The sequence below is a fragment of the Streptomyces sp. NBRC 110611 genome (genome assembly GCF_001590865.1).
GTDB lineage: Bacteria > Actinomycetota > Actinomycetes > Streptomycetales > Streptomycetaceae > Streptomyces.
In genome coordinates this window covers 19,291-31,079 of record NZ_BBUY01000014.1, presented here as the reverse complement: position 1 = coordinate 31,079, position 11,789 = coordinate 19,291, and the positions used below count along the sequence as shown (strand labels likewise).

The following is an 11,789-nucleotide window of genomic DNA, read 5'->3' as shown; positions in this document are numbered from 1 at the left end:
GAGGCCACGCTAAGAACGCCCCTGGGCGCGCGCCGGTTGGCGTACTCCATCCGATGTCCGGGAGCGGCCGCGCAGCAGATCGGGGATCAGCGTGCCGATCCCGATGACGGCCAGTCCCGCCCCCAGCCACAGCGGACCCCGCAGTCCGACCGAGTCGATGGTCAGGCCGCCGACCGAGGAACCGACGGTGACGCCGAGGGTAATGAAGGAGGAGTGCACGGTATTCACCAACGGCCGGGCGTTTGCGGTGCGTTGGACCCGGGTGACCATCGCCGGATTCATCGTGACACCGACCAGGCCGATCCCCAGCATCAGCAGCACGGCGGGCACGGCGAGGTGGGCGAAGACCGCGAATCCGGCGAGGAAGAGGAAGTTCAGCGTGAGCCCGACGAGTTGCACGCCCACCGTGTGGCGGTCCGCCAGCCGCCCCACCACGGTGTTGCCGATCACGGTGGCCGCTCCGTATCCGATGAGCAGCAGCGGAACGGTACCGGCGGCGAATCCCGTGACCTCGGTGAGCAGCGGGTTGAAGTAGCTGAACGCGGAGAATGTGGCGCCGATGATCAGTGTGCTGGTGGAGAGCACCAGCCAGAGCCGGGGATTTCTGAAGGCGGCCGCTTCCTCCCGGAAGCCGCCACCGCCCTCGGCGGGCCGCAGCCGGGGAACTCCGGCGAGCGTGGCGAACGCGGCGAGCACGGTGATCCCGGAAATGACCCAGAAAGCCGCCCGCCAGCCGAACCGTTCACCGACGACCGTCGCCAGCGGAAGCCCCAGCAGGGTGCCGAGCATCAGCCCGTTCATGGTCACCGCGATGGCGCGGCCGCGGACCTCCGGGCGGGTCAGCTGTACGCACAGCGAGACCGCGACGCCGAAGAACGCCTGGGAGGCGATCCCGGTGACGATGCGCGCCGCGAGCATCACCCCGTAGTGCGGGGCGAGGGCCGCCAGCACATTGCCCGCCAGGAATATCGCGAACAGCGCCATCAGCGCGTTCTTCGGACGGAGCTTCAGCACGGCGACGGTGAGAAACGGCCCGCCGGCCGCCATGGCCACCGCGAAGGCGGTGATGAGGTAGCCGATCTGCGGGACTCCCACCCCCAGCCCGTCGGCCATCTGCGGCATCAGCCCGGCCACCACGAACTCGCTGGTCACCATGGCGAAGATGCCGGCGGCGAGCACATATACGGCGCGCGGCACGACCGGACGGCCACCCGTTCTGAATCGTTCGTTCCAAAACATGGGGAGACTCTATCCGCATTGGACCAGTCGTTCCAAAATCAAGGAGCGAGGAGCGAGGAGCGGCGAGGTGCGCGGAGACAGTGGTGCGGGAAGGGGCGGGCGCGGGCCCTCGTTCCCGCAGAGAGCGGATCCTCGTTCCCGCAGAGTCAGGCCATCGCCCCATCGGGTGAACCGGCCGCGCGCCCTGCAACCGGACGGACGGGGCGCGGCATCCGAAGACCTGAGCGCGTTCTCCGGTGAACCCCGGCCCGGGGTCCGGCGGCGGCGCTCGAACTCACCGCTGTGGACCGCGAGTTGTGGAGGCCTGCCGATGTCGCTGTACTGCCCCGCTCCCCTGCCGTACGACGCCGCACCGGACGATCAGCTCGCTCCCCCGCGCGCCGAGGACCGGCTGGACACGCTCGCCCTGCCCGTCGACTTGCTCCTGCCGCCGCCGCGCCCGCAGGACCGGCTGCACTTCGCGGCGGACCCGGAGGACGGGGCGCTGCCGCCGCCGCGCCCGGAGGAGCGCCTGCGGGCGCCGCTGGCTCTGGCGGACCGGCGGCGGCTGGACATCCAGGCGGCGCTGACCGCGGCCGGGGTCGCGCCGGCGGCCGGGGACGCGGCCGCGGTGGCCGAGCTCGCGGGCCTGAGCGAGACCACGGTGCGGGCCGTCATCGACTGGATCGAGTCCGCCGCCGAGACCTCCTGGGCGCGGCCGTGCGCGAGGTGAGCGCCGCCGCGGCCGGCCGGCGGCACACCGCGGCCGCAGCCGGGATCAGGGCGGGCCAGTCGGCCGGTACCGCTCACGGCAGGGGGCGGGCCCGGTGGGGGTCGCACAGCGTGGCGTGCAGGTCCCCGTGGCGTGCCAGGCGGGGGGCGATCTCCTCGAAACGGAAGGTGAGCTGCTCCGGGTCGGCACAGGCGGCGATCTCGTCCCAGGTGACCGGGGTGGAGACGGTGGGGGTGGCACGGGCGCGGAGGGTGTAGGCGACCGCGGTGGTCTTGGCGGCGGCGTTCTGCGAGAAGTCGATGAAGACCTTGCCGGACCGCAGCGACCTGGTCATTTTGTGCACGACGAGGTCCTGGAGCGCCCGGGCGGCCTCGACGGCGAGGGTCCTGGCGTACGCGGTGGTCCGTTCGGACGCGGTGGGCTCGATGGGTACGACGAGGTGCAGGCCCTTGGAGCCGCTGGTCTTGGCGTAGGCGTCCAGGCCGTCGTCGGCCAGGCGGTCGCGGAGCCACCGCGCCGCGGTGCAGCACTCCACGATGGTGGCCGGGGCGCCGGGGTCCAGATCGAGGACGAGGCGGTCGGCGACGCCCGGGGCCTGCCGCGTCCACTGCGGGGTGTGCAGCTCGACGACCAGATTGGCGGCCCAGACCAGCGACGGCAGGTCCTGGAGCAGGACCTGGCGGGTGGGGCCGGACGTCGCATGGGGGACCTCGCAGGTCTGCACCCAGGAGGGGGTGCCGGGCGGCACGTTCTTGGTGAAGAAGCGCTGGCCGTCCGGCCCGTCGGGGTAGCGCAGGAAGGAGAGCGGCCGGTCGTGGAGGTGCGCGAGCAGCGGTTCCGCGGTGGTGGTCCAGTAGTGCAGCACCTCGCCCTTGGTGGTGCCGGTCGCGGGATAGATGACCTTGTCCAGGTTGGTCAGCGAGAGGCGCCGCCCCTCCACGACGGTGATCGGCGACATACCATGAGAATCCCATACAAGGGATGACATATGCGCTCTATCTGGAATGGATCGATATCGTTCGGGCTGGTCACCATCCCCGTGAAGACCTACAGCGCCACCGACCGCAGCTCGTCCGTCTCCTTCGTCCGCATCCACGAGAAGGACGGCGCACCGGTCCAGTACCGGAAGATCTGCGAGCTGGACGGCGAGGAGGTGCCGAACGAGGAGGTCGGCAAGGGCTATCAGCCGCCGGGCGACGAGGTCGTCGTGCCGATCACGGACGACGAGCTGTCGCGGCTGCCGATGCCGACCGCCAAGACGCTGTCGATCCTGTCCTTCGTGGACCCCGGCGAGATCGACCCGCTGCAGATGGACAAGGCCTACTACCTGGGGCCCAACGGGGCGGCCGCGGTCAAGCCGTACACGGTGCTGCGGGAGGCGCTGGAGCACCACCGCAAGGTCGCGGTCGGCAAGGTGGCGATGCGGGGGCGGGAGTCGCTGGCGATGCTGCGGGCGCACGACGGGGCGATCGTGATGCATCAGCTGCTGTGGCCCGATCAGATCCGGCCCGTCTCCGGTGTCGTACCGGAGGCCGTCGAGATCCGTGAGAACGAGATGGCCCTCGCCGAGACCCTGATGGACACCCTGGGTGAGCTGGACCCGGCAGACCTCCACGACGACTACCGGGAGGCGGTCGAGGAGCTGGTCGCCGCCAAGCTGGAGGGCGAGCAGCCGGTCGCCCCGGTGGCGCCGTCCGGCGCCCGGGTCATCGATCTGACGGCGGCGCTGGAGAAGAGCCTGCGGGCCGCACGGTCGGGCCGACCGGCGGAGGACGTGGAACCGGCGTCGGTGACGCCCCTGCGCGGGCGGCGGACGGCGAAGAAAACCACCGCGAAGAAGACCACCGCCACGAAGACCACCGCCACGAAGGCCACGGCAGGGAAGTCCACTGCGAAGAAGGCCACGGCAGGGAAGTCCTCGGCGAAGAAGGGCACGGCGAAGAAGGCCGGCGCCGGCAAGGCCACGGCCAAGAAGTCCGGCTGACGCTCCGCCGCCCGCCGGCACCAGCCCCCGTTCCGCCGCCCGCCCCGGCACCCGTTCTAGAGTCTGGGTATGGCTTCTGACGAGGGGATCACCCGCATCGACAGCTGGATCTGGTCCGTGCGGCTCACCAAGACGCGTTCGCTGGCCGCCGCGGCCTGCCGTGCGGGGCACGTACGCGTCAACGGCGAGCGGGTGAAGCCGGCCCATGCCGTGCGTCCCGGCGACGAGGTGCGGCTGCGGCACGCCGGGCGGGAGCGGATCGTGGTCGTGTCACGGCTGGTGCGCAAGCGGGTGGGCGCGGCCGTCGCCGCCGAGTGCTTCGTCGACAACAGCCCGCCGCCCCCGCCGCGGGTCGAGGTTCCGATGACGGGCCTTCGCGACCGTGGCACCGGCCGCCCGACCAAGCGCGACCGCCGCGAGATCGACCAGCTGCGCGGACGCTGACACCCGCTGGCAGCACGGGGCCGGGAGCGGGACGGGGGCGGCCCTGAGCTCAGGCCCCGGGGACGCTCCGAACTCACGCCCCGGGCAGGGGCTCTGGATTCAGACCCCGGACAGAGCGTCCACGTAGAGCCACTCGCCCTGCTCGCGGACGAAGCGGCTGTGCTCGTACTGGCTGCCGGTGTGCCCGTGCAGGCTGTAGTGGGCGCGGAATTCCACGGTGCCTTCGTCGTGGAAGGCGGTGCCGCCGCTCGTGCCGAGGATGTCGAGCCCGGTCCAGCGCTGTGCGGGTTCGAGGTCGAGGGTGGCGGGGCGGGTCGCCGGATGCCAGGTGCGCAGCAGGTAGGCGGTGTCGCCGACGGCGAAGGCGCTGTAGCGCGAGCGCATCAGCCGCTCCGCGGTGGGCGCGCTGACACGCCCCTCGTGGCATGCCCCGCAGCAGTCGCGGTAGGCCTCCGCGCGCCCGCAGGGGCAGGGTGCGGTGGGGTTGACGGCCGCCGGACGGCGCGGCGCGTGCGGCGCCCCGGTCTGCGGATTCTTCTTCGCCTTCTTCGGCTTCGACTTCGACACCCGACGATTGTGCCGGTAGGTGGAGGCGGGGCGCGACACGCCGACGACAGGCCGAGGTGACACACCCGAAAGCTGCACCCATATAGGGAATTTCAACGATTAATCACCCGTTTGCAGCTTTTTGCGGCTTGATACGTACTGTGAGGCTGGAAGAACTCATGGTGACCGTCCCCACACCCAGGAGAGAACCCCCATGATTCTGTCCATTTCCGGCGTCGTCCTGCTCGGTACCATCGTCTTCCTCTTCTTCCGCAAAGACGGCCTCAAACCGTCCCACGCCCTGGTCTCCGCGCTCTTCGGGTTCTATCTCGCCAGCTCCGCCATCGCCCCCAGCATCAAGGCCGGCGGCGCGAGCCTGGCGAGCCTCCTAGGAGGGATCAAGCTCTAGGCATGCTCCGGGGATGTCCCCCTGGAGCGGTCCGCCCGGCGTCCGCCCCGGCATCCTCCTCCGGCGCACCGCCACGGGTTCCGCCCGAACGGGCCGCTCCAGGTCCCGTCCGGGCGGCTCCGCGTTCGAACCCCGCCCCGGCTCGCCGCCCACGCCGAGCCCCCCGACCACCGCACGATCACCAGGAGAAGACGTGGCCCGGCGCCCTCTGCCCCGTATCCTCACCGACAGTGCACCGTTCGCCCGTATGGCCGACCGTGCCTCGCTCGCCCGCGGTCGCGATCTCGCGCGTACCGCCCTCGACAGTGCCTCCGATGTGTTCCACCCGCTGCTCACCATCGGCCGGGGACTGCGCCGCCTGGCGGTGGCCGGCCGGGGGCGGTGGGCCGAGACACCCAGGGAGAGCCGCGGTCCGCTGCTGTGCTTCCTCGGCGCGTGCGTGCTGGTGGTGGCCCTGGTCCCGTACGGGCCGCTGCTCGCGCTGATCGCGGCGATGGCCGCGGGCGCGTGGGCCGGACGGGAGCGCCCCCCGGCGGAGACCGGCCCGGGCGAGGCGGTGGACGAGCGGCTGCGGTCCCTGTACGAGGCCCTGGTGCCGTACCTGTCCGCCGAGGGTGACCCCGGTCCGCTGTACGCGCACGGCGGTGACTGGGCGCGGGCCTTCGTCGACCACTCCTTCGACGAGCGCGGGCGGCTGGAGCGCCTGCGGCTGAGATACCCGCCGTACTTCACCGACGGCGAGAGCCACGCCCGGTCCCGTATCGAGCAGGTGCTGTACGCCAAGGCCGGACGCGGCCGGGAGTACCACTTCGCCTGGGACGAACTGGCCAATCAGCTCACGGTGACGGTGCTCGCTGCGCTGCCCACCGACATCGCGGCGCAGCGCTTCGTCACCTCGCCCGGTGAGACGGTGCTCGGCTTCACCGACCCGGACGCCGTGCAGCGGACCCTGCCGGTCACGGCCGGGGCGGAGACCCGGGACGTACCGCCGGTGGTCTGGCGCACCGGGCCGCGCTCCACCGAGCCGCACCTGCTGGCCCTGGGGCAGCCGGGAACCGGCACCACGACGCTGCTGCGCTCGATCGCCCTGCAGGCGCTGCACCACGGCGAGGTGCTGGTCGTCGACGGCGCGGGCACCGGCGAGTTCGGGTGTCTGGTCGGGCGGCAGGGCGTACTGGCGGTGGAGAGCGGGCTGGCCGGGGCGCTGGCGACGCTGGAGTGGGCGTCGCACGAGACCGAGCGGCGGCTGATCGTGGCGAACCGGGCGCGGCAGGAGGGCCGTCCCGCACCGGACGACACCCGCCGGCCGCTGTGGATCATCGTGGACCGGCTGACGGTACTGACCCATGTCGCGGCCGCGGAGGGCCGGGACGATCCGCAGCGGTGGCTGCAAGTGCCGCTGCGGCACGGCCGGGCGGCCCATGTCACGGTGGTGGTGGCCGACCAGTTCGACGGCGCCGATCTGCTCAGCGATCCGGTGCGGGCCCACACCAAGGCCCGGGTGGTGCTCGGTCCCGCCACCGCGGATGAGGTACGGGTGGTGCTCGGGGCGCCGCCGCACACCACGCCGACCGCACAGGTGCCGCCGGGACGCGGCTATGCGCGGCTGGGCACCGCGCCCGTCCTGCGACTACAGGTGCCGGCGACCCCCGACCCGCTCGACGACGCGACGAGCGAGACGCACCGGCAGGCCGTGCTGGCACTGCTGCCGGAACGTACGATGCCGGCCGGTACGGCGGACGCCGCGGGCACAGCGGACGCGCCGGGAACGGCTGCGGACGGGACGGCGGGCGGCAGCGGCACGGCCGAGCCGGTGGGCGCGACGTCCCATGTGACGATCGTCAAGGGCGGCGAATCCCGTACCGCCTAGGGCCTGTCCGATGGGTCAGCCCGGATCAGCCCTGAATCACGAGTGACGGGCCGTCAGGCGACGAAGGTGTGCCGTACCCCGGTGTCCGCGGGCGCGCCCGTCGCGACCAGGCGCGCGGCGCCGGCCAGCCGGACCGCGGCCTCGTCGGCGACCGCTCCGCTGACCGTGAACGGCAGCCGTACGAAGCCCTCGAAGGCGCCGTCGACGCCGAACCGCGGGCCGGAGGGCACCCGCACCCCGAGCCGCTCCCCCGCCTCGGCGATCCGGGAGCCGGAGAGCCCGCCCGTGCGCGCCCAGAGCGTGAGGCCGCCGCGCGGAACGCTGAACTCCCAGTCGGGCAGGTGCCGTTGGAGGGCGTCGACGATCGCGTCGCGGTTCTCCCGGGCCTGGTCACGGCGGATGCGGACGGCCTGCTCCCAGCCGTCGCCCGCCAACAGGGAGGCGATGGCGAGCTGTTCGAGGACCGGTGAGCCCAGGTCGGAGTAGGCGCGGGCGGCGACCAGGCTGCGGATGATGTCGGGCGCGGCGCGCACCCAGCCGATCCGCATCCCGGCCCAGAACGCCTTGCTCGCCGAGCCGACGGTGATCACGGCGCTGCCGGCGGGGTCGAACGCGCAGACCGGGCGGGGCGGTTCCAGGTCCGGGTCCAGCTGGAGTTCGGTCATGGTCTCGTCGACGACGAGCAGGGTGCCGGCCGACCGTGCGGCGTCGACCATCCGGCGGCGCTGCTCCTCGGTGGCGAGGGTGCCGGTGGGGTTGTGGAAGTCGGCGACGACATACGCCATACGGGGTGCGGCGTCGCGCATCACCTGGCGCCAGGCCGGGATGTCCCAGCCGGCCAGCCGCTCCGCCAGGGCGACCGGGACCAGCCGGGCGCCGGCGTCCCGCATCAGCTGGAGGATGTTGGCGTACGAGGGCGAGTCGACGGCCACCCGCTCCCCGGGGGCGGTACAGAGGCGGCAGATCGCCGCGACCGCGCCCATCGCCCCCGTGGTCACCATGATCTGTTCGGGCATGGTGGGGATGCCGCGGGCGGTGTAGCGGTCGGCGAGGGCCTGGCGCAGCACGGGCAGACCGGCGGGGTAGTCGCCATGGGTGTGGGCGTAGAGCGGGAGGTCGGCCATGGCGCCCTGGACGGCGCGGGTGAGCCAGGGCTCGGGGGCCGGGAGGGCGGCGCAGCCGAGGTCGATCATGGAGCCGGCGGCCTCCGGCGGCAGCGGCTCCAGACCGCGGGTGGGCAGCGGGTTGCCGGCCGGGACGGCGGTCCAGCTGCCGGAGCCGCGCCGGGAGTCCAGGAACCCCTCGGCGCGCAGCGCTTCGTAGGCGGCCGCGACGGTGGTGCGGCTGACGCCGAGGGCCGCGGCCAGCTCGCGCTCGGCGGGCAGCCGGGCGGCGACCGGTACCCGTCCTTCGAGGACGAGGAGGCGGACGCCGTCGGCGAGGCTGCGGTAGGCGGGCAACCGGCGCCCGCCGGGGGCGGGTTGGGCGGCGGGCGCGTCCTGCGACCGGAGCAGCCGGGCGAGTTGCGGCGCCCCCACCGCTGAAGTCCACTGAGCCATGAAGATCAGTCCACCTTCCCCGGATTGGCTCTACATTTCGAGCCCTGGCATGCCAGATGGTGTCACGCGTCGGTCCAATCCTGCCAGGAGGGGGAATTCCGTGTCCACGACGAGGCGAGGCGGCCCACAGCGGGGCCTGCTGGCGCGCCGGCTGATCCAGCTCTACACGGGCCTGGTGCTGTACGGCGTGAGTATGGGCCTGATGGTCCGCGCCGACCTGGGGCTGGAGCCATGGAGCGTACTGAATCAGGGCATTTCCCATCACACCGGACTTTCGATCGGCATGGTCACCATCGTGTCCGGCGCGCTGATCCTGCTGCTGTGGATCCCCCTGCGCCAGCGCCCCGGCCTGGGCACGGTCTCCAACGTGGTGATCCTCGGAGTCGTGATGGACGCGACCCTGGCCTGGGTGCCCCAGCTGCACGCGCTCGGCGCCCGTATCCCGCTGCTGGCCTTCGCCGTCCTCCTCAACGGCGCCGCGACCGGTCTGTACATCTCCGCCCGCTTCGGCCCGGGTCCGCGCGACGGGCTGATGACCGGGCTGCACCTCCGCACCGGCCGCCCGGTCCGGCTGGTGCGGACCTGCATCGAGGTGACGGTACTGGCGGCCGGCTTCCTGCTCGGCGGCTCCCTCGGCGCCGGCACCGTGCTCTACGCCCTGGCCATCGGCCCGCTGGCACAGTTCTTCCTCCGCGCCTGCGCGATCAAGGGACTCGAGCAGCAGCCGTCCCGGGTGGTGGCCCGCGCCGACACGTCACCTGAGCGCGCGATACTGCCGGAGTGACCCGAGCGATACGCATCCGCCACCCCTACCTCGACCACCCGACGCCGCTCCCCTTCGCCCACCGGGGCGGGGCCGCGGACGGGCTGGAGAACACCGCCGTCGCATTCCGTCGCGCGGTCGGCCTCGGCTACCGCTACCTGGAGACCGATGTGCACGCCACCTCGGACGGAAAGCTGGTCGCCTTCCACGACCCGACGCTCGACCGCGTCACCGACACCAGCGGGACGATCGAGCACCTCCCCTGGCGAGCCGTACGCCGGGCCCGGGTCGGGGGACGGGAACCGCTGCCGCTCTTCGAGGAGCTGCTGGAGGAGTTCCCCGAGGCGCGCTGGAACGTCGACCTCAAGGCGGAGGCCGCCCTGTCGCCGCTGCTGGACCTGCTGCACCGCACCGGTGCCTGGGACCGGGTGTGCGTCGGCTCGTTCTCGGAGGCCCGGGTGGCCCGGGCGCAGCGGCTGGCCGGCGGCCGGATGGCCAGCTCGCTCGGCGTCCGCGGGGTGGCCGGCCTCCGCCTGCGCTCGTACGGCCGCGGGGTGCTGCCGCTCGACCGGCTGCTGGGCGCGGCGGTACGGCGCAGTGCGGTCTGCGTCCAGGTACCCGAGCGCCAGTCCGGCCTCCCCGTCGTCGACCCGCTCTTCCTGCGTGCCGCGCATGCCCTGGGCATGCAGGTCCACGTCTGGACGGTCAACGACGCGGACCGGATGCGGCGCCTGCTGGACCTCGGAGTGGACGGCATCATGACCGATCACCTGGAGACGCTGCGGACGGTCCTGCGCGAGTGGTCCATGGTGCGCGCATAAAGGATCACGTGCACCCCCACCACCCTCTCCCACCCACCCACGGGAGGGGCCGGCCCGCAGGACGCCAGTCCGGAGGGCCGGACCCGCGACGTACAGCCCCGCGCAGCGGCAACGCCCGAGAAACGGCGCGAAAGCCAAAAAACAACGGCCACCAGGCCAAACGACAAATGGCCACCACGGCGGGACAGCCGACAACGTGGGAGGGCAGTCAAGCGCAGCGATTTAGCAGGCGACCATGAAGGCCGGTAGTATACGCCCTTGACCCACCAGGCGGACCGTTACTGCGCGCTCAACTATGAAAGACGTTGGGTGACATCTGCTGCCAGATGTGACAAAACGGGCGCCGGTGGGTACAACAAGGGGCGGCACGACGGGCGACGCACATATTCCGACTTCGGGAATCTTCACCGCCGACCGGACGTTGACCGGATGACGACGACAGCGACACCTGTCCTGTGGGCGACAAGCCCGGGAGGCACGATTCATGAGTGAGCGAGCTCTCCGCGGCACGCGCCTCGTGGTGACCAGCTACGAGACCGACCGCGGCATCGACCTGGCCCCGCGCCAGGCGGTGGAGTACGCATGCCAGAACGGACATCGATTTGAGATGCCGTTCTCGGTTGAGGCCGAGATTCCGCCGGAGTGGGAGTGCAAGGTTTGCGGTGCACCCTCGCTTCTGGTGGATGGCGACGGCCCTGAGGAGAAGAAGGGGAAGCCCGCGCGTACGCACTGGGACATGCTCATGGAGCGGCGCACCCGCGAGGAGCTCGAGGAGGTGCTGGCCGAGCGGCTGGCAGTCCTGCGCTCCGGCACCATGAACATCGCCGTGCATCCGCGCGACAGCAACCGCAAGTCCGCCTGACGGCGGGCTCCGCGGCACGACGACAAGGGCCGGGCCACTGCATTGCGCAGTGGCCCGGCCCTTGTCGTGTTGTCCTTCCCGCACGTCCCGGATCCCACACGCCCCAAGATCCGCGTGTCCCGGGATCCGCGTGGCCCGGGATCCGCGTGCCCCGGGATCCGTGTGCTCAGCCGGCCAGCGGCGGGTCCTGGTGGCGCGGGGCCGGCCGGGGGTCCCTGCCACCCGCTCCGGGCTGCGGGGGACCGTCCTCGCGGATCACCTCGCCCTGGACGACCTTGCCGTCGGGCTGGTGCCGGACGCCACCGCGGGCCTGCTGGAAGGCGTCGCCGAGTGACCCCGGTGCGTACGCCGGCCGCCGGCTGAGCGCCTTCTCGGCCCAGCGCCGGACCGGCTTCCCGGTCGGCGGGAAGAGGCAGAGCAGACCGAGGACGTCGGAGAGCAGGCCCGGCAGCATCAGCAGCAGCCCGCCGACCATCTGGAGCGTGGGGCCGTTGCCGGCCGGGGCGGGCGTGCCGGCCGGGGCGGGCGTGCCGGCCGGGGCGGGCGTGCCGGCCGGGGCGGGCGTGCCGGCCGGGGCGGG

13 protein-coding genes are annotated in these 11,789 nt (G+C 72.5%); 8 read left to right on the top strand and 5 right to left on the bottom strand.

Translation table 11 applies throughout. The annotated features are described in order from the left end of the window. Positions 1 to 9 precede the first annotated feature (9 nt). Positions 10 to 1,197 carry an MFS transporter gene (locus AZE13_RS24410; RefSeq protein ID WP_066936022.1) on the bottom strand — a complete coding sequence of 396 codons (1,188 nt, stop codon included), beginning with the start codon at positions 1,195 to 1,197 and terminating at the stop codon, positions 10 to 12. A 352-nt stretch (positions 1,198 to 1,549) separates the two neighbouring features. Between AZE13_RS24410 and AZE13_RS24405 the strand changes: the two genes are divergently transcribed. Next, complete coding sequence (locus AZE13_RS24405) at positions 1,550 to 1,951, top strand: hypothetical protein (protein WP_066936019.1); 402 nt, start codon at positions 1,550 to 1,552, stop codon at positions 1,949 to 1,951. Between the two features lie 73 nt (positions 1,952 to 2,024). Here the strand turns inward: AZE13_RS24405 and ligD are convergent, their stop codons facing one another. Continuing rightward, complete coding sequence (ligD, locus tag AZE13_RS24400) at positions 2,025 to 2,909, bottom strand: non-homologous end-joining DNA ligase (protein ID WP_066936016.1); 885 nt, start codon at positions 2,907 to 2,909, stop codon at positions 2,025 to 2,027. An 81-nt stretch (positions 2,910 to 2,990) separates the two neighbouring features. Between ligD and AZE13_RS24395 the strand changes: the two genes are divergently transcribed. After that, positions 2,991 to 3,935 carry a Ku protein gene (locus AZE13_RS24395; protein ID WP_398780215.1) on the top strand — a complete coding sequence of 315 codons (945 nt, stop codon included), beginning with the start codon at positions 2,991 to 2,993 and terminating at the stop codon, positions 3,933 to 3,935. A 69-nt stretch (positions 3,936 to 4,004) separates the two neighbouring features. Further along, the gene (locus AZE13_RS24390) at positions 4,005 to 4,379 is read left to right on the top strand and encodes an RNA-binding S4 domain-containing protein (RefSeq protein WP_066936010.1); all 375 of its coding nucleotides are present in this window, start codon (positions 4,005 to 4,007) and stop codon (positions 4,377 to 4,379) included. 99 nt (positions 4,380 to 4,478) lie between these two features. Here AZE13_RS24390 and AZE13_RS24385 read toward each other — a convergent pair whose 3' ends face one another. Continuing rightward, positions 4,479 to 4,946 (bottom strand): YchJ family protein, encoded by a 468-nt coding sequence (locus AZE13_RS24385; protein ID WP_066936008.1) that lies wholly within the window; start codon positions 4,944 to 4,946, stop codon positions 4,479 to 4,481. A 193-nt stretch (positions 4,947 to 5,139) separates the two neighbouring features. On the opposite strand from AZE13_RS24385, the gene AZE13_RS24380 reads away from it, so the two are divergent. After that, entirely contained in the window at positions 5,140 to 5,334 is a 195-nt protein-coding gene (locus AZE13_RS24380) for a hypothetical protein (RefSeq protein WP_066936005.1), read from the top strand. A 193-nt stretch (positions 5,335 to 5,527) separates the two neighbouring features. Next, positions 5,528 to 7,204: a hypothetical protein gene (locus AZE13_RS24375; protein ID WP_066936002.1), complete on the top strand. Its 1,677-nt coding sequence runs from the start codon at positions 5,528 to 5,530 to the stop codon at positions 7,202 to 7,204. 53 nt (positions 7,205 to 7,257) lie between these two features. On the opposite strand, the gene AZE13_RS24370 is transcribed toward AZE13_RS24375, so the two are convergent. Further along, positions 7,258 to 8,763, bottom strand: coding sequence for a PLP-dependent aminotransferase family protein (locus AZE13_RS24370; protein ID WP_066935999.1), 1,506 nt, complete (start codon positions 8,761 to 8,763; stop codon positions 7,258 to 7,260). Between the two features lie 49 nt (positions 8,764 to 8,812). Between AZE13_RS24370 and AZE13_RS24365 the strand changes: the two genes are divergently transcribed. The 3 genes from AZE13_RS24365 (at position 8,813) to AZE13_RS24355 (ending at position 11,209) form a co-directional block, all read left to right on the top strand. Beyond that, entirely contained in the window at positions 8,813 to 9,547 is a 735-nt protein-coding gene (locus AZE13_RS24365) for a hypothetical protein (protein WP_079124324.1), read from the top strand. Next, the gene (locus AZE13_RS24360; protein ID WP_066935993.1) at positions 9,544 to 10,347 is read left to right on the top strand and encodes a glycerophosphodiester phosphodiesterase; all 804 of its coding nucleotides are present in this window, start codon (positions 9,544 to 9,546) and stop codon (positions 10,345 to 10,347) included. The genes AZE13_RS24365 and AZE13_RS24360 overlap by 4 nt, the downstream gene beginning before the upstream one ends. 484 nt (positions 10,348 to 10,831) lie before the next feature. Then, complete coding sequence (locus tag AZE13_RS24355) at positions 10,832 to 11,209, top strand: RNA polymerase-binding protein RbpA (protein ID WP_026170122.1); 378 nt, start codon at positions 10,832 to 10,834, stop codon at positions 11,207 to 11,209. Between the two features lie 166 nt (positions 11,210 to 11,375). Here AZE13_RS24355 and AZE13_RS24350 read toward each other — a convergent pair. Next, positions 11,376 to 11,789 (bottom strand): FxsA family protein (locus tag AZE13_RS24350; protein WP_066935991.1); only part of this gene is annotated, 414 nt, incomplete at its 5' end.